Below are 17,713 nucleotides of genomic sequence, written 5' to 3' on the forward strand. Positions count from 1 at the left end.
AAAATTAATTTAACATTATTATAATTCAATACGGTGAATTCAATTATAAAAATCATCATCACGGGAATCATTTTGGTTCAAAGCAGTTGGGCTGTTGCTCAAGTAATGCAAGTCTCTGGAAAAGTAAAAGATAAAGATGGTTTTCCCATCTATGATGCTACTGTTTTGGTAAAAGAAAGCAAAGCAGAAACCTCAACAGACAATGATGGAAACTTCACCATCAAAGCAGAAAAGGGACAAACTTTAGAAATTAGTTTCTTAGGAATGGAAACTAAAAAAGTCAAGATTAAATCCAGTTATGTAGATGTTACCTTGAAAGAATCAGGACATGTAGAGATAGGAGAAATCGTAGCAACGGGCTACCAAAAGATAGAGAGTCGAGTCTTTACGGGAGCTTCTGCTTCTGTGAAATTAAATGAAATTAAATTAGATGGGGTAGCAGATGTTTCTCGAATGCTGGAGGGGCGAGTAGCTGGTCTCACAATTCAAAATGTGACGGGAACATTTGGTTCAGCACCACGGATTAATATTCGAGGAGGAGCATCTATTCTTGGTAACACACAGCCACTTTGGGTTATAGATGGAGCTGTGTATGAAGATATGGTTTCTTTAGATTTAGACCAATTAGCTTCAGGTGATGCCGTTACACTTATCAGCTCTGCCATTGCAGGGATTAATGCAGAAGATATAGAAAACATACAAGTGCTGAAAGATGCTTCTGCAACATCCTATTACGGGGCGAGGGCGATGAATGGTGTGATTGTTATCACAACAAAATCTGGAAAAAGAAATGGAGAAAACAAAGTTTCTTATTCTTACGAGCAAAGCTTTAGAAGCATTCCCTCTTATTCAAATTTTGATTTACTGAACTCCCAAGAAACGATGAGTATTTATCAAGAAATGGAAAATAAAGGGTATTTTAATCTAAGAAATACCCTGTACGGAAGAAGAAGTGGTGTATATCATCAATATTACAAAGCTGTTTCTACAATTAATCCAGAAACGGGAGATTATTATCTCCCTAATACCGAAGATTCTGCCTATGAGTTCTTTAAACAAAAAGAATATGCTAATACGAATTGGTTCAAGCATTTGTTTACGATTAATCCGATTAGGAATCATTCCATTAGTTTTTCTGGCGGAGGGAAAAATGCAGCATTTTATACCTCACTTGGGTTTTATTCTGATGAAGGGTGGAGTATAATAGATAAGGCACAACGTCTTTCTGCAAATTTGAAAGGCTCTTTCTTTATCAATGATAAATTTACTACGACTTTAACTGTACAAGGTAGCATCAGAGACCAAAAGGCTCCTGGGACATTTACGCAGAGAAAAAATAATAATATAGGTTCTTACGAAAGAGATTTTGATATAAATCCTTTTAGTTATGCGCTCACGACAAGCCGTACTTTGAGCCCAAAAAATGGAAAAGGAGCATATGAATATTATAGAAATAACTGGGCTCCGTTTAATATTTTAGAAGAATATAAAAATAATTATATAGACCTTAATGTTTTGGATTTAAAAATTCAGGCAGATGCTAAATACAAAATCCATTCTAATTTGGAAGTTCAAGGTTTGGTGTCGCTCAGGCAAGCAAACACTTCTTCATCACATTTCATTAAAGAAAATTCCAATGTGGTAAAAGCCTTTCGAGCGAATGAAACGCCTCAGGTGGCGAGTGAAAATATATACCTGCTCAGAAATCCTGCAAACCCACTTTTACAACCTCAAATTCCCCTGACACATGGTGGTATTTTTAATAAGACAGAAACGGTATTGAGGAGCTATTTAGGTAGATTATCCATTGATTATCAACTTCGTAGAGAAGAGCATGATTTCAAAGCTTTTGGATTTACAGAAGTAAGGTTAGCAGATAGGACTACTAATCCCTTCCAAGGTTATGGAATTCAGTACGATAGGGGAAACCAAATATTTACAAACCCTTTAGTTTTCCAAAAGCTAATTAATGAAGGGAGCTCATACTTCTCTTACAGTCAGAGATATGATAGGGGGATTACGTTTTCGGGAAGCTCCACCTATGGCTATGCAGGAAAATATATTGTAAATGCTGTGGCAAATTTTGAGGGATCAAATACAGCAGGGACAGGAGCTGGGGGGCGATGGTTGCCGACTTGGAATGTAGGAGGGAAATGGAATATAGATAAGGAGAATTTCATGGCAGATATGCCTTTTTCTCTCTTGGCGGTGAGGGCAAGTTATGGTTTGACTGCCAAAATGAATGAACATGCTATAAATTCTAACGCTTTATACAAAAATTATATAATCCCTCGTTTAGATTTTAATGAAAGAGAAAATGCATTAAAAATTTATCATTTAGAAAACAGAGACTTGACTTGGGAGAAGATGTATGAACTAAATCTTGGTATAGATGCAGGATTCTTGAAAAACAGACTGAGTATAACTTTAGATGCTTACCAAAGAAATTCATTTGATTTAATAGATCTTGTGAGGACTTCTGGAATTGGAGGCCAATATTACAAATATGCTAATTTTGGAGATATGCAAACTAGAGGTATAGAGTTTAGCATAAGGTCAAATAATATCAAAACATCAAATTTTAGCTGGAATACTAATTTGGTTTATTCTTACATGAAACAGAGAATTACAAGACTTAGAAATCAGCCGAATGCTTTTGATCTAGTATCAGGAACAGGGAGAGGAAATATGCAAGGATTTGCACGTGGATCACTTTTCTCATATAATTTTCAAGGCTTAAATAATGTTGGTTTGCCAACGTTTGATTTTGGATTATACCCTATTAACCAAGGAGAGTATGCAAATATTGCAGGTGCAGATTTTTCAGATTCACAATATGTTAAAACTTATCTTATCTACCATGGGCCTACAGAACCCACGATGACAGGAGGTATTACAAATTCCTTTCAATGGAAAAATTTAGAATTTTCATTCTTCATCACAATGCAGGCGGGGAATAAAATCAGATTAAATAGAACCTTTGACCCTACTTATGGAGATTTAAATGTCTTTACAAAAGATTACTACAAACGCTGGCTGAACCCTGGGGATGAATATCATACAAATGTACCTGTATTACCTTCACAGAAATTAATAGAAGTGGTGGGGAGAGAAAATATAGAACGTGCATATAATACGTATCACTATTCTCAAGAACGGATAGCAGATGGAAGCTTTGTGAGATTGAAGAATATCTCTTTAGGCTATAAGCTTTCTGAAGAGTTAAGTAAAAAATTTAATATTTCTTCAGTGGCACTTCGCATGCAGATAATCAATCCATTTTTAATCTATGCAGATAAAAGGCTCAATGGGCAAGATCCTGAATTTTATCGTGTAGGCGGGGTGTCTTTGCCTTCACCAACACAGTATACGCTCAGTATTAATCTTAATTTTTAATCGTTTTTTTTAGATATGAACAATAGAATATACATATACTTCATTTGCCTGATGTTTATTGCATCATGTGATGATTATTTAGAAGTTATTCCAGAGTCATCGCTCAATTTAGCAGTAGATAGCGAGGAAAAGATAGCGGAACTACTTACAGGAGCCTATCCAGAGGCAAGTTACTTCCCATTTCTTGAAGCACGAACTGATAATGTGGAACAAAGACAAAATGGAATTCATAATCAACTTAATGAATCAATGTTTTATTGGGAAGATTATGACCGAGAAGATTTAGACACACCACTGAACTACTGGAACGCCTGCTACGCAGGTATAGCTCAAGCAAATAAAGCCTTGGAATTGCTGGCAACTTACCCTAAAACTGAACGTGTAAAGGCACTCTATGGAGAGGCTTTTTTACTGAGAGCGTATCTACATTTCATGCTGGTAAACATTTGGTCTAAACCCTATGCTCCGCAGTTGGCAAAACAAAGCTTGGGGATTCCATATGTCACAAAACCTGAAAAAAATGCTTGGGTAGACTATGATCGTTCTACTGTGGAAGACGTCTATCAGAAAATAGAAGCAGACCTCAAATTAGGCATCTCTCTAGTGAATGATTCTTATTACAAAAACCCTAAATTTCATTTTAATAAAAAAGCAGCTTATGCCTTTGCCTCTAGGTTCTATCTTTTTAAAGGAGACTGGGAAAAAGTCATATCATATGCCAACTATGTTGTTGGTCCAGACCCTAAAGAATTCCTTAGAAAATGGATTGATTACGAAAAACAATTTTTATTTAACAGAACAAGCCTTTATACAGCTTACACAGCTCCAAATGAAAGCGCTAATCTCTTGCTTACAACAACGGAATCTCGCTACGCACGCTATGTAACCAATCAAAGGTATGGCTCAACGAGAAATACTGTAATACGAATTTTTGATAAAACAGGAATTACCTCTTGCGATAATGCTAAAAATCTAAATCTACAATCGCCCTATATATTTTCTTATGAATCAAATCCATATCAAGCAAAATTTGATGAACTTTCGCTTTTTGGAAATGTAGGGAGTAGCAACCCAAGAGGATTAATGGTAACCAATGTTCTTTTGACAACGGATGAAACTCTACTCAATAGAATGGAAGCACTGGCAATGCTCGGTAGATATGATGAGGCTATAGATGATATTTTGGCTTACCTTAAAGGGAAATTTAATTCAGAACCTTTTTGTTTAAGAGAAAATTATACAACTACCAGTGTAAATGATTATGAAATTTATAATCCTTTCTATGGAATGAGTACTCAGCAATTAGCTCTTATAAAAAACATCCTTCATCTTAGGCAAAAAGAATTCTACCAAGAAGGCTTGCGATGGTTTGACCTCCGAAGATATTATATTTCTGTAAATAGGAAAACAAAAAACACGCTTTATCAGCCACTTAGAAAGGATGATGCAAGAAAGACGCTTCAGCTTCCTCAAGAAGCTATACAAAATGGATTAAAACCTAACGAAAGATAGATGAAAATGAAAAAATTAATTTATAAATCATTACTGCTTACTTTTGTCTCTTCACTTCTTTTGTCTTCTTGCAGAGAAGAAGAATTATCAGACATAAGTGTTGTAGAAGAAAATAAACTCCATCGTGATAACACAGAACTAGATAAATGGATAAAAGATTCTATCAGTATTCCTTATGGAATTAATATTCAGTACCGTTGGGATGAGAATAACACCCCTGACAATACATATGTTTATCCTGCTGATAAAGATAAAGTAAAAGAAGTACTGCAGGCTATAAAATATCTTTTATTAGACACATATAATCATAAACAGGCAGGAGGAAAGGATTTTATGAAAGGGAAATCGCCTATAAAAATCTACCTATTTGGCGGGAAGAACAAAGATGATAATGGGGTAGAGAGAATTAATAACCCGAACGCTACAGCCTCTGAAATGTTTATCTATAATGTTAATAATTTTGATAAGAATAATGATACAGAAGTCTACATTCTTGCACGCTATTTACATCATCAATTTGCCCGAAAATTAGGTGAAATCTTCCCCTACGATAGAGATGCTTTCCTCAAAATTAGTCAGTCAAGATATCATAATCATTCTACAGAATTGCTGAAAAATATTGTAGGCATAAATGATAATAGAAGACGATTTTTTGGAATAGAAGAATATGCTAATAAAAGAAGTTTTTTTACAATGCATTCCTTTCTTTCTCCAGAAGATGATTTTTCAGAAATAATTAGCGCTTCATTTACCAATACCTTTTCAGAACTTGAAAGAGCACGAAAAGCCGCTGCAGAGCCAGACTATGATGATGACCCAGTAGTACAAGAACGCTATAATGCCGAAGCCGTTCAGGCACACAAAGAATTGGTGGAGAAGAAAAATTTTGTCGAAGAATATTTTAATAAAGAAGTGAAAATAAACTTCAGAAGAATGCAAATATTTAGCGTTCAAAGATTGAAGAATTATATAAAAAAATAAAAAATGAAAAGCTATTTAGTAATTTTTATTATATGCTTGGTTGGGCTTATTTCATGTGATAGGCATGAGGATTTCGGAGGAGAATCCCCCTCGGCGAGAAATGCAAAAAGCATAAAAAAATTAAGAGATGAACTAACCTCTTCCCCACACGGATGGCAGGTAATGTATTTTCCTAAGACAGACTCTTTGTTGTTTTCTAATCATGAAGAAATATTAGAAAATCAGGGCTCACTCCAAGGCAGACTGGGCTACGGTGGCTTTATGTTTAAAATGAATTTTTCTAAAAATGGAACAGTGGAGATGCTATCAGATATAAATCAAGAATCAGTTTCTACTCCCAAAGAAAGCGCATTTGAAATCCGCCAAAATACGTATACTCAGTTGAGTTTTACTACATTTAATTATATCCACTCTCTTGTTAACCAGAAATTTGAGGGAGTTTCAGATTTCCTATATTACGGTGAAGACTGGGAAGGGAATTTGATTTTCAAATCAGGGAAAACTCTTTCTCCCGCAAAAGAATATATTGTCTTTAAAAAGATAAAAAATGCTGATATTGCCAATGATTTACTCAGCAAATCAACAGAAAATCGTCAGTTTTTTGAAGCTATGAAAAATCCACAAATTATCATTCGCAGGGGAGGGCGAGTGTTTTTCAAAAGTGATGTTTATATGAAGAGTAAGGCGACTACGAATAAACCTTTCATTGATGAAATATTCAATAAAAGATTTTATATATTTTCAGTTGCCAAAAAAGAAAATTTAGACCCTAATATTTTTGTGCCAGTAGAAAGTTCAGGTTTGGGCTCTGGCTACACAGGAACTTACTATGGGATTTCATTCCGAGCGGGGATACGTTACAATAAAGATTTAATTTTTTATGATTTTGAAAAACAAGGAAATAAATTTATCTGCGAATTAATGCGCGTTTATGACCACAAAAGAAGGGAATTCCACTATGTCCCAAAACATCTTACAAATGAGGGCGAAGAGACAGGCTACATAGCTGAAATATGGGATGAAACACTTAGAATAAATTAGATTAAAAAAAATGAGAAAACTAAATATATATTTGTTTACAGTCGTAACACTGTTATTTTTCCATCAATGCACAGAGGAAAAAATAGATCCTATACCAGAGGATTATCAAAGATTATTTCCTTTTAAAGGAATAGATCAACCTGAAGATAATTATGAAGATTTAAAAATAAGACCTTGTAATCCTCGGGAATTGCTTGAAAAGATTAAATACCCTGGAGTAGAAATTTCGGAAGGCAGAGAATATACCATCAGGATTCAGGCAGAGTATTCTATAGAGGAGGGAAGTGAGGAAGAAGACTTTCTATATACAGATTATAGTGTGAGATTCTTTTCTCCAGAGGGGGAAATTTTAATTGTAGGGAACAAAGAAAATTCAGACTATCTTTTGGAAGAAGGAAATCTATGGAAGGATTCTTTCCGTGTAAAGTCTGGATACCCAATGTACCTATCTGTAAATGGGAAAGGGCCAAGAGGTTCTATTATAAAAGCTAGTATAGAAGCCGTAGCAGATGACGGTATTGTTGTTATTCCTAAACTTAGAACGCAGCATACTCAAAATCAAGAAGGTCCTACTCCACTTAATGACCCTTATTGTAATTATATAATTCTTCCATAAAATAAAATATAAAATGAAATTATCATCTTTATTACCACTACTCATTATAGGATTTAGCTCACTATCAATCTCTTCTTGCGAAGATAGAATCAGTGGAGAAACCGTAGAGAGTGCTTATTTATATCCTATTTTACCTACACCACAATACAAGTTTAGTAGAAATGGATACAGTAGCGTAGATTTTTATGAAATATCACATCTAGATAAACCTATTGATAGAATAAAAAATTATTTAAAACAAGCCCAAATGAGTACTCAATATGAGTATAATTTAGTCTATGAACTTTTCAATCAAGGTATTTACGATATTCACCCTAAACGATATATAGCTACCTCACCTTTGCATCAACAGAATAGAGATGAATATATTCAAGACATTGAAAATATTTTTGAGAACATAGCAAAACTAAGCGGGTATGGAACCAAAAATCCTTTTCAGACAAAGAATACTCCAGCCTCAGAGGGTGTGGGCGGTTATGTAGCCTATGGGATTGGATATTCCAACAGGATATTTGTAGACGAAAAAGGTATCGACCAAAGTGAGTTATTTAATCGATTGATTACGGGTTCGCTTTACTTAGATAAAATTTTTAACGAACATCTAGATGAAAGAATTTTTGAAAATGAAAATCTAAGAAGTGCACATGAAAAAGGAATTTTATTAAAGGGTAAAAATTATACAGAATTAGAGCATCATTGGGATATGGCATATGGTTATTTTACTAAAATTCGACCACTCATTACTTTCGAAGGAATTCCTGGGCTAAAAGATATTGATGTTAAAATCCATGATGCTTTTGCAAGAGGAAGACATGAAACTAGTAGATACCAACATGACCTTGCTTTGACTCAAATGAAAATTGTACGTGCAGAACTCTCTAAAGCTTTTATTGCAAAAACAATGCAATTACTGATTACACGAAATCTTTATGCTAATATTCAAGAAGATCCAAAACAAGCTTTTAATTTCATTACAAAAGGCTACGGAATGATCTATACCCTACAATTCATTAGAAATGCTGATGGAGAAATTATTTTCAAACCTCAAGAAACCAAAGAATTGATGCAAAAACTTCTCGGTGAAAATGGATTTTGGGATGAAGAAAGACTTATTGCAGATGAAAAAACGGATGGTTCATTAGCCAATATAGCTCAAATAATAGGAAATAAAGTTAACCTAACAATTCAAGATTTTAAACGATGAAAAAAGCCACTAGAATAGTAACCCTATTACTCATTTTCAATGCGATAAGTATTTTGGGGCAAGAGAATTTAATAAAAAATGGGGATTTTGAGAAAATAAAATCTAATGGAAAACCTGAAAATTGGTATATAGACTGGTCTCTTTATCATAACCTAGATGATAATAATCCTCATAACGGGCAATATTCTCTAAAACTCTATACAAACGGAGGTTCTATAAAACCTTACGGAGAGGTCTACAATAAAAATATTGCAGTTTGTTCCTCCTGCGAATATAAACTTTCGTACTGGTACCGGGGCAATGTAAAAAGATATGGAACCCCTGTTTCTACCCTTCTTACGACACTATATTTTTTTAAAGATAACCAACAAGTTTCAAAAGAAGAAAAAAGAGACGAAATGGTCACCCCAACGTCGGAATGGAAAAAGAAGGAAATTATTTTCACTGTACCTGATGGAGTTACATCACTCAATTTTTTTATGTACTTAGCCTATATAGATAATGGACTTGTGTGGGTAGATGACGTAGAGTTAGTGCTTGTAAAAAAAGTAAAAAACATTGAATTATCAAAACCAACTGGCACAAAAGTGAGAACCTACCAAAGAGAGGCCTTAATCACGTGGGAAAAAAATAATGATGCTAGCATAAAATGGGAAATTATTGTAGACCATAAACCCGCTGTAGTAGTGGCTGATAATTCTTACCTTGTTACGGGCCTGAATCCAGAATCTTCTCACGCTATAAAAATTCGTACAATAAAGGGAGAAGAGAAATCAGAATACGTTGACCTTAAATTTATAACAAATGCTATGATGGAGAGTAAAAACTCCTCTAATCGTATTCCACATCTAAGAACTATACCTATAAATGGACAACTAAAACAGCGTTTCTTGGAATTATATTATAATGATTTAGCAAATGCTGACGCTAAAATTACTTATAGCCTAGATGGCGTAGAATTAAAACCTGTTAATAATAAAATCACTTTCCCAGAAAATAAAAAATACCACCTATCCATTGTTGTAGAAGAATCACCAGAACTTATTTGGAACTTAGAATATCAAATAGAAATAAAATAAATTATGATAAAGTATACAAAAATATATTCATTAGTTTTAATGTTTATCATCATTTCCTTCACAATGGTAAATTGTAGAGAAGATGACACGCTCTCATTATCAGAAATAACATTGAAAGGACTTGAGACCGACACCATTTCAGTCAATACTCAAACGACAAAAATTTTTCTGCTCCGCGGAGGAAACGAAAAATATGCTGTGAATGTAGCCAATTCCAAGCTTGCTGAAGTTAAAATAAGCTATGACACTTTAAAGGTAAAAGGTCTCTTTGAAGGTAATACTTATGCTACAATTTTATCTCATGACCAGCAAAAGAAAATTAATATTGCAGTAGTGCCACCTGCGCTCACCTCCAGCCATGATTCCATTAGACTTTACCCATCCTATGAAAGTAAGTTTATAAGTCTTAGCGGAGGCAGTGAGATCGTTAACCTTACCGTAGACGACCCAGAAAAAGCTTTAAATGTAAAATGGAACGCTAACACACAAATTCTTGAAATAAAAGCTTTTTATGAGGCAGAAGCAACCATTACAGCTCACTCACAGAATCAGCCACCAAAGAAAATAAAAGTGACGGTGAAATCTGAAGGCGATGATACAGATTTTGGATATTATGACACAACACACAGGTATCTCTACAAAGGAATGTCTACCGTTTTAGCCATTAAAGGAAAAGGAGGTGAAATACGAATGGCACAATCTGCTAACCCATACGGAGCATATACAATGTATAACAATCAAAAAGTCATAAAAATATCCCCAATACAAAATCCAAACGTAGGAGACAGAATCAACGTTAAGATTGATTTACTTCCTAATCCAAACGGATTTGGAAAATTGAAAGAAGGGAATCACAGTTTTATGGTAGAGGCAATTCGTAGCAAATCAATCGTATTGCGCGGCAAAGGTTATAAATTTGTAGTGCCGAAATAAATATTTTTGTAAAAAAATCAAAAAAAACATGGAAAACGATAAAAAAATAAGTACAGCTCAGTTTATCTCAGAAATGGGAGAAATAATGCAAGAGACCGAAAAGATGATACATGAATTATCAAATATTCAAGAAAAATGGAATAAACATCATATGAAATATTCCGAACTGATGGATTACTATTTCAGCAAGCAATGGCAGAAAGACATGCAAGCCGATGAAGATAATTACTTTGGTGACATATCAAAAGGCGTCCTCAGTGAAGATGGTGTCTATAATTTGAATGGGGAAATGTATTATTTAGCTTTGGCTATGATGCGTACAGCATTTAAGTATATAGATAATGAAGCTACAGAATAATATTTGAAAAGAGAATAATTTCTTTTCAAAATTTAAAATTATATACAATTGACTTTTAAATAGTTAAGTGAAAATCTAAAATAAGTTACAACAAAAACTATTAAAAATAATTTAAATAATTAAGCTAAAAATATTGAATGAAATTAAACAAGACCTTAATCTCTTGTCAAGAATAATTAATTTTATAGAAAATTTTTAAAGGCTTAAAAAAAATCTTGTAAAAAGTGTAGAGGATAAATAATGGAGCGGGAGACGGGACTCGAACCCGCAACATTCAGCTTGGAAGGCTGAAGCTCTACCAATTGAGCTACTCCCGCAAAAGTGAGCGCAAATATAAATAATTTTTTTAAAAAAAACATTTGTGCCTGGTAAAAAATAATTTTTGTAATACATTATTTGTATATAACTTGTTTACAGCTTATTAACTTCAATTATTATTGAGAATAGAAAAACAAGTTACTAATTAAACAATAATTGTACGCCGTAATATCGGTCGATAATCCAACCTTCTTCGGCAGGCAGAAATTTCATCAGATTGATATAGTATGAATAAATAGATTTTGAAAAAAATGACCGAATTTGAAGCCGAGCAGAAAAAAAACGTACTTTTTAAACAAACTCTTACTGTCATTGCCAGATGCAGCGTAGCCAATAAATGTCTGAGGATTACTAGATATATGAAAAAACCGTCTGCTAACTCCCCAAGTAATGAAGGTTATTGGCAAACGGTAATGGTTTTATAGGTCAATAAATTTCGAATAAGTTCTTAGAAGGATTATTTGTCTGCTTCTGTCACTTCAAAAGGAGTGTCGGGATTTAACCTGAAAGTGAAATTCCCAAAAGAATCAGTGCCTCCAACGCTTCTTACCTTTGCTTGTACCGTGTAAGTAGCTTTAGGATTATAATTTTTTATATCAAAATTAAAGTAGAAAGGTTTAACCTTATTAGTACCTCTGAAGGTATCAGCTAAAGCATGATGCAAATCTTCTGAAATAATTTTATCGTTTTCTAAAAGAGTTGCCCCATCAATTTCAAGATAATTTTCGCCTTGGGTAAAAAAGAACCCCGCCATAGCAGTTCCGTTGGCATAAACTTTGGGTGTAACATCAAAACTGAGGTATTGATATTCTTCTGAAATCATCTCAGGATTCCAGTGATTGACAATGTAACCTCCTGGCTCATAGTAATCAAACTTCAATAAATCTAGTCGTTTTTTTTCTTTTTCCAACCTTTTTTGAAAGCTTGAGAAATTTTTATTTTCTGTAGAAGTCCAGCCCAATTCTGCAATGGCAATCAACCGAGGTAAAACTTGCACGTTTAAATCTTTGATGTCTTGCGCCAATGCTGACCAAAAATTTCCTTGCACCCCAAGAAGTAATTTACGCTCTTCTGGATTTAAATTTTCGGCAGGATTATACTCATAAATTTTATCAATACTATTGATGTGGCGGTAAGCTAAATCACTCATGGTGCCATCATTTCTATCAGCTTGTGTAATGTCTAAATAAACGTGGGAATAAGGCGTTGCAACTGCACCAAAACCTTTGCTAGTAGCTTCTTTCACGGCTTTGGCTCCAAGCCAACTCATGATGGCAGTTCCTTTGGGTAAATGCGCGTCATTTTCTAGAATATCGTTCCAACCAATGGGTTTTTTCCCTAAACCTTGAATAATATCTGAGACACGAGTCACAAAATAACTTTGCAATTCATGCACATTTTTGAGATTATTTTTTTTCATAAACTCGGCTACATGAGCTTCTTTTTTCCAAAACTCATGTTTGACTTCATCTCCACCAAAATGGATGTATTTGCCAGGGAAAAGTTCAGCCAGTTCTGTGAAAACATTCTTTAAAAAAGCATAAACATCTTCTTTGGTAGGATCTAGCGTATTTGGAGTGAATTGATTACCCCAATACCCCCATGATGAAACAAATGGGAAAATATGATTGGGATATGTGTTTTTATTTACGCCTAATTCTGGGTAAACCAATAAAACTGGCCATGAATGCCCTGGGATATCAATCTCTGGGACGATGGTGATGTTTCTATCTCGTGCATATTTTACAACTTCTTTTATTTCATCTTGTGTATAAAATCCACTCCTCATAGAAGGTTGATTCTCAGTATGATGGAATACTGTAGTCTTAGGCGAAGTAAGTTCTGGGTATTTTTTAATTTCAATGCGCCAACCTTGGTCATCAGTCAAATGCCAATGGAACGTATTCATTTTGTAAATAGCCATCAAATCAAGGTATTTTTTTACCACATTGGTATCAAAAAAAGTTCGACTCACATCAAGCATGAAACCTCGCCAAGTGTACTGAGGGAAATCGAGAATTTCCACCGCGGGGAGTTCCCAACTTTTTAGCTGATTATCATGCTTTTCAATAGGCAAGGGGAGGAGTTGACGAATGCTCTGTAGCGCATGAAACCACCCTAATTGATTTTGAGCAATGACTTCAATTTTTTCAGGTGAAATGTTGAGTTTATATCCACCAAGTGCTAAATTTTCTTTGGGTTTGATTAAAAAATTTAACCGATTCAAACCTGATTTTTTATTTTGATCTAGCTGTAAACCAGTGTTTTCACGAAATTGATCAATCAGCAAAAGAATACTCTCTTCAGGTTTTTGGCTAAAGTAAAGTTTTGTTTTTGGTGTTAATTTAAAAAAGCCATTTTTTTCAGTAATTTTTTGAGGTTGCGGAATAATAGAAATTTGAGCATTCAAAAAAAATAGCGAGAAAAAGAAGATTGCGAAATAGTATACTTTAGACATAGAAATAATTTTTTAAGCCTTAAAAAAAATGAATTACTTCAAATATACATTAATTATTTAAGGCTTAAAAAAAATTAAGGCTTAAAAAAAATTAGATTAAATTCCTCACATTCTTTATCATTTCTTGCGCCAATTCATCGGCTCGTTTTTGCGAATAACTTTCGGTGTAAATACGGATAATGGGTTCGGTATTAGATTTTCTGAGATGAACCCACTCTTTTTCAAAGTCAATTTTCACACCATCTATAGTATTTACATCCTCGCTAGCATAGTGCTTTTCCACTTTTTTTAGTAGTTCATCTACGCTGACTTCTGGCGTTAATTGAATTTTATTTTTTGACATGAAATAAGAAGGATAAGTCGCCCTCAATTCGCTAGTTTTCATATTTTTTTCAGCTAAATGCGAAAGAAAAAGAGCAACACCCAAAATCGCATCTCGACCAGCATGAAGTTCTGGGAAAATAATACCGCCGTTTCCTTCACCACCAATTTTAGCATTTTTTTCTTTCATTTTTGTCACCACATTTACTTCGCCCACGGCTGCTGGGTAGTAATTTTGGCCATGTTTTTCAGTCACATCGCGCAAAGCTCGTGAAGATGAAAGATTGCTTACGGTATCGCTTTTAGTTTTGCTAAGAACATAATCTGCCACCGCGACCAGCGTGTATTCTTCGCCAAACATTTCACCATTTTCTGAAATAATGGCTAAACGATCGACATCGGGGTCTACAGCAATTCCTAGATCAAAATCACCATTTTTTATAAGCTCAGAAATTTCAGTTAAATTTTCCTTGAGAGGTTCAGGATTGTGGGGGAAATGCCCTGTAGGTTCACAATATAATTTTTCATATTTAACATTCAATCGATCCAAAAGTGGTGGAATGGAGATTCCGCCAGTCGAATTCACAGCATCAATGGCAACTTTGAAGTTTGCATTTTGAATTGCTGAAATATTAATGATATCCAACGCTAAAATTTTATCGATGTGTAAAGTGATTGCATCATAAAAAGCTTTATATGAGCCTAAATCATTCACTTCAGCAAATTCAAAATCTTGTTTTTCAATTATTTTTAAGATTTTTTCACCATCCTCTGCGCTTAAGAATTCTCCGTTTTCGTTCAGTAATTTCAGCGCATTCCATTGTTTAGGATTATGGCTGGCAGTTAGAATGATTCCACCATGAGCTTCAAAGTGTGAGACCATCATTTCTACAGTCGGAGTAGTGCTAAGTCCACAATCAATCACATGAATACCCATGCCCTGTAGCGTAGCCGTAACCAAGCGATTGAGCATATCTCCTGATAGGCGAGCATCTCTACCGATGACGACCTGAATGGGAGTATTAGGATTTTTTTCTGAGATAAAACGCCCGTAAGCAGCGGCGAAAAGTACTGCGTCAATGGGCGTTAGATTATCTGCAGGTCGCCCACCGATAGTTCCTCGAATCCCTGAAATTGATTTAATTAAAGACATATTTTTATTTTTTTTTTGGTTAGGTTTAATTCAGTATTAACGTAAATATATTGATGCGATGTTTTTGCTTACATATTTTTTTGAAATGATTAACTTTTCTTAGTGAAAAATTTAAATAAGGCTAAATTAATGATTTAAAGAAATAATCAAAATTTTTAATAACTTTTTCTAAATGAATCTGTGGCAGCTTAAGATTTTAAGTTCTCATTTATTTTGAAATTTAATAATAAAATCATAAAATTAGCAAAAAAATTAAATATTTCTTGAGGAATTCTATTTTGGCATTAGTATTGTGTTTAGAGATACGTTAACTAAATAAATTATATTATTATGGGAATTTTATCATGGATTATTTTTGGATTAATTGCAGGTGCTGTTGCTAAATGGATTCACCCAGGAGCTGACCCAGGTGGGTGGATTGCAACCATCGTTATAGGTATTTTAGGTGCTTTCCTTGGAGGATGGCTTGGCTCAATGATTTTGGGAGTTGATGTAACAGGATTTAATTTCTCAAGTTTATTGGTAGCTATTGGTGGTGCAGTTTTATTGCTTTTCATCTACCGCGCTGTAATGTCAAGAAAATAAATAAGTTAATAAAAATTTATAAGCCTTTGATTTTTTCAGAGGCTTTTTTTTATTCCTTTAACTCATTTTGAGTGTTATCAGGCGAAGCTTATTTCTAAGATGTTAATATTTTTTCTATCAAAAAAATATTCAAAAATTGAATTATTGCTAGTCTTGTGATTTTAGCTAAAGTCCTTGTTTTTAAATTTTCAAAAGTTTCTATCTAATGGAAATAATCTTCCACCTTGGATGTAATTAAAAAAATATTGTTTAAAGGGAAACTATTTCAGATTATACAAAACCTTGAAAAAAAATCCATCTCAAAAAAATGAAATGGATTTTCAAAAAAAATCTAAGCCTTTAAAAAAAATTATTGACTTTCTTTTTCATCTAGGATTTTCTTCATTTCAAGAAATTTATCGTCATTCCCTACAACGTCATACGAGTTTCTCAAGACGCGAATTACTACAAGATCGTCAGGAGAAATTTGGTAAGCTTTTTCTAGATAAGGTAAAGCTTCTTTATAAAGTACAACTCTTTTTTCTTGGTTCTCTTTGTAAATTTTCTTTTCCTTTGCAGAAGTTCCTAAATTGTTGTTCATCGCTTCTACATAAGGTTTCTCCTCAGAAATAATGTTGTAAGCTAAATTTAAGTAAGCACTGGAAAAATTAGGGTCTTTTTCAATAGATTTTTTGTAATAATTTCTTACGATATCATTTTCTTTACCATCATCTTCCAGCTGTCTAGCCAAGTTAAAATAGTCAATAGCGGTAGCGGTATCGTTTTTAACTTTATTTTCTAAATCTGCAATGAATTCAGCCGAATTTCCAGAATTGTAGTACATTCCAGAGAGAAGCTGATTCATATTTTCGTTGTCGGGATATTTCGCTAGCCCTTTTTTAGCTACTTCAATTCCTTTTTCATACTGCTTGGTGTTATAATATCCATAGACAGTATTGCTGTATAAATCTTCCTCAAGGGATTCAGTCTTTTCTATTCTTGGATTTTTGTATAAACCCAATTTTACCTGCGCATCCATATCTGCTTTTGAGCCAAAAGAAACTTCATTGTTAGAGTCTTTTTCTTGGGCATAATATCTCTCTTGCACGCCTGTAAATCCGTCATCTATAAGTTCCTGAAGAAGTTCTGTAGCTGTTTCTATTTGGTCTTTGGTTTGCAGGTAAGAAACGCCAGCATAATATTTCAAAATGTCATTAGGATTCCCTAAAGCTTGGGTTAAATAGTAACTTTCTAGGAATTTATCGCCAGACAGATTGTAATTTTTGGCATTAAAAGCGTCATTGGCTTGAGCTAAGGATTGATTGGCCTTATCACTAATCTCATTGCCCAATTCTCTCATATAAGAAGTTTGGGGTTTTCTTTCTTTCAAGCGGCTGTAATTCCCTGCCGAAGTTATTTTCTCAGCTTCAGCTTTGTTCCAAAAATATTCAGTTTGTTTAGAATCTTTGTTCTTACTTTCGTAGTAAGGTTTTGATTCCAATTGACCTAATTTTCCGTAATATTTTGCGGCTAAAGCCAGTTTTCCTGCATTTTTTGCAGCGGTAGCAGCGTTTTTATAAAAGTCAGCTAAAAGCTTAGGTTCAATTGTACGGTTGCTGGTTAATTTAGTTTCAGCAGCCTGAGCGTGTTCTAAAGCTTGCGTATAATTTTTTGATTGAAAGGCACTATTGGCGGCTTCTATTTCTGCTTTTTGAGCCAAAAGGCTACTAGCAATAAATGCTAAACTTATACTTAAAATTATTTTTTTCATATATAGTT

General features: G+C 34.0%; 13 protein-coding genes and 1 tRNA gene. 10 read left to right on the top strand and 4 right to left on the bottom strand.

The features are described from left to right. Positions 1-42: 42 nt before the first annotated feature. From D5J18_RS07720 to D5J18_RS07760, 9 genes are all read left to right on the top strand, one after another. Entirely contained in the window at positions 43-3,396 is a 3,354-nt protein-coding gene (locus D5J18_RS07720; protein ID WP_375730854.1) for a SusC/RagA family TonB-linked outer membrane protein, read from the top strand. A 15-nt stretch (positions 3,397-3,411) separates the two neighbouring features. Beyond that, positions 3,412-4,908, top strand: a complete 1,497-nt coding sequence (locus tag D5J18_RS07725; protein ID WP_119058424.1) for a RagB/SusD family nutrient uptake outer membrane protein — start codon at positions 3,412-3,414, stop codon at positions 4,906-4,908. Between the two features lie 6 nt (positions 4,909-4,914). Then, the gene (locus tag D5J18_RS07730; RefSeq protein WP_165844989.1) at positions 4,915-5,889 is read left to right on the top strand and encodes a putative zinc-binding metallopeptidase; all 975 of its coding nucleotides are present in this window, start codon (positions 4,915-4,917) and stop codon (positions 5,887-5,889) included. A 3-nt stretch (positions 5,890-5,892) separates the two neighbouring features. Beyond that, positions 5,893-6,930 (top strand): DUF4302 domain-containing protein, encoded by a 1,038-nt coding sequence (locus D5J18_RS07735; protein WP_119058426.1) that lies wholly within the window; start codon positions 5,893-5,895, stop codon positions 6,928-6,930. Positions 6,931-6,940: 10 nt separating this feature from the next. After that, positions 6,941-7,546: a hypothetical protein gene (locus D5J18_RS07740; protein ID WP_119058427.1), complete on the top strand. Its 606-nt coding sequence runs from the start codon at positions 6,941-6,943 to the stop codon at positions 7,544-7,546. 13 nt (positions 7,547-7,559) lie between these two features. Continuing rightward, positions 7,560-8,750 (top strand): DUF4856 domain-containing protein, encoded by a 1,191-nt coding sequence (locus D5J18_RS07745; protein ID WP_119058428.1) that lies wholly within the window; start codon positions 7,560-7,562, stop codon positions 8,748-8,750. Next, positions 8,747-9,829: a carbohydrate binding domain-containing protein gene (locus tag D5J18_RS07750; RefSeq protein ID WP_119058429.1), complete on the top strand. Its 1,083-nt coding sequence runs from the start codon at positions 8,747-8,749 to the stop codon at positions 9,827-9,829. The genes D5J18_RS07745 and D5J18_RS07750 overlap by 4 nt, the downstream gene beginning before the upstream one ends. A 3-nt stretch (positions 9,830-9,832) precedes the next feature. After that, positions 9,833-10,762, top strand: a complete 930-nt coding sequence (locus D5J18_RS07755) for a hypothetical protein (RefSeq protein ID WP_133298128.1) — start codon at positions 9,833-9,835, stop codon at positions 10,760-10,762. 73 nt (positions 10,763-10,835) lie between these two features. Continuing rightward, positions 10,836-11,120 carry a DUF4298 domain-containing protein gene (locus tag D5J18_RS07760; RefSeq protein ID WP_260377576.1) on the top strand — a complete coding sequence of 95 codons (285 nt, stop codon included), beginning with the start codon at positions 10,836-10,838 and terminating at the stop codon, positions 11,118-11,120. A gap of 241 nt (positions 11,121-11,361) precedes the next feature. On the opposite strand, the gene D5J18_RS07765 is transcribed toward D5J18_RS07760, so the two are convergent. The 3 genes from D5J18_RS07765 to glmM form a co-directional block, all read right to left on the bottom strand. Beyond that, positions 11,362-11,437, bottom strand: a tRNA-Gly gene (locus D5J18_RS07765). 458 nt (positions 11,438-11,895) lie between these two features. Beyond that, a complete protein-coding gene (locus D5J18_RS07770; protein WP_119058432.1) occupies positions 11,896-13,896 on the bottom strand; it encodes a beta-N-acetylhexosaminidase in 2,001 nt (666 codons plus the stop codon). A gap of 91 nt (positions 13,897-13,987) precedes the next feature. After that, positions 13,988-15,370: a phosphoglucosamine mutase gene (gene glmM / locus D5J18_RS07775; protein ID WP_119058433.1), complete on the bottom strand. Its 1,383-nt coding sequence runs from the start codon at positions 15,368-15,370 to the stop codon at positions 13,988-13,990. Between the two features lie 330 nt (positions 15,371-15,700). Here glmM and D5J18_RS07780 point away from each other — a divergent pair, with 330 nt between their 5' ends. Then, on the top strand, positions 15,701-15,955 hold the full coding sequence (locus tag D5J18_RS07780) for a GlsB/YeaQ/YmgE family stress response membrane protein (RefSeq protein WP_119058434.1): 255 nt from the start codon (positions 15,701-15,703) through the stop codon (positions 15,953-15,955). A 349-nt stretch (positions 15,956-16,304) separates the two neighbouring features. Here D5J18_RS07780 and D5J18_RS07785 read toward each other — a convergent pair whose 3' ends face one another. Then, positions 16,305-17,705 (bottom strand): tetratricopeptide repeat protein, encoded by a 1,401-nt coding sequence (locus D5J18_RS07785; RefSeq protein ID WP_119058435.1) that lies wholly within the window; start codon positions 17,703-17,705, stop codon positions 16,305-16,307. Between the last annotated feature and the right edge of the window lie 8 nt (positions 17,706-17,713).

The sequence above is a fragment of the Candidatus Ornithobacterium hominis genome, from assembly GCF_900538215.1.
In the GTDB taxonomy this organism is placed as follows: Bacteria; Bacteroidota; Bacteroidia; order Flavobacteriales; family Weeksellaceae; genus Ornithobacterium; species Ornithobacterium hominis.

Coding starts and splice junctions, on each gene's coding strand:
- D5J18_RS07725 (WP_119058424.1), top strand. CDS start 3,412: ATGAACAATAGAATATACATATACTTCATTTGCCTGATGTTTATTGCA.
- D5J18_RS07730 (WP_165844989.1), top strand. CDS start 4,915: ATGAAAAAATTAATTTATAAATCATTACTGCTTACTTTTGTCTCTTCA.
- D5J18_RS07735 (WP_119058426.1), top strand. CDS start 5,893: ATGAAAAGCTATTTAGTAATTTTTATTATATGCTTGGTTGGGCTTATT.
- D5J18_RS07740 (WP_119058427.1), top strand. CDS start 6,941: ATGAGAAAACTAAATATATATTTGTTTACAGTCGTAACACTGTTATTT.
- D5J18_RS07745 (WP_119058428.1), top strand. CDS start 7,560: ATGAAATTATCATCTTTATTACCACTACTCATTATAGGATTTAGCTCA.
- D5J18_RS07750 (WP_119058429.1), top strand. CDS start 8,747: ATGAAAAAAGCCACTAGAATAGTAACCCTATTACTCATTTTCAATGCG.
- D5J18_RS07755 (WP_133298128.1), top strand. CDS start 9,833: ATGATAAAGTATACAAAAATATATTCATTAGTTTTAATGTTTATCATC.
- D5J18_RS07760 (WP_260377576.1), top strand. CDS start 10,836: ATGGGAGAAATAATGCAAGAGACCGAAAAGATGATACATGAATTATCA.
- D5J18_RS07770 (WP_119058432.1), bottom strand. CDS start 13,896: ATGTCTAAAGTATACTATTTCGCAATCTTCTTTTTCTCGCTATTTTTT.
- glmM (WP_119058433.1), bottom strand. CDS start 15,370: ATGTCTTTAATTAAATCAATTTCAGGGATTCGAGGAACTATCGGTGGG.
- D5J18_RS07780 (WP_119058434.1), top strand. CDS start 15,701: ATGGGAATTTTATCATGGATTATTTTTGGATTAATTGCAGGTGCTGTT.
- D5J18_RS07785 (WP_119058435.1), bottom strand. CDS start 17,705: ATGAAAAAAATAATTTTAAGTATAAGTTTAGCATTTATTGCTAGTAGC.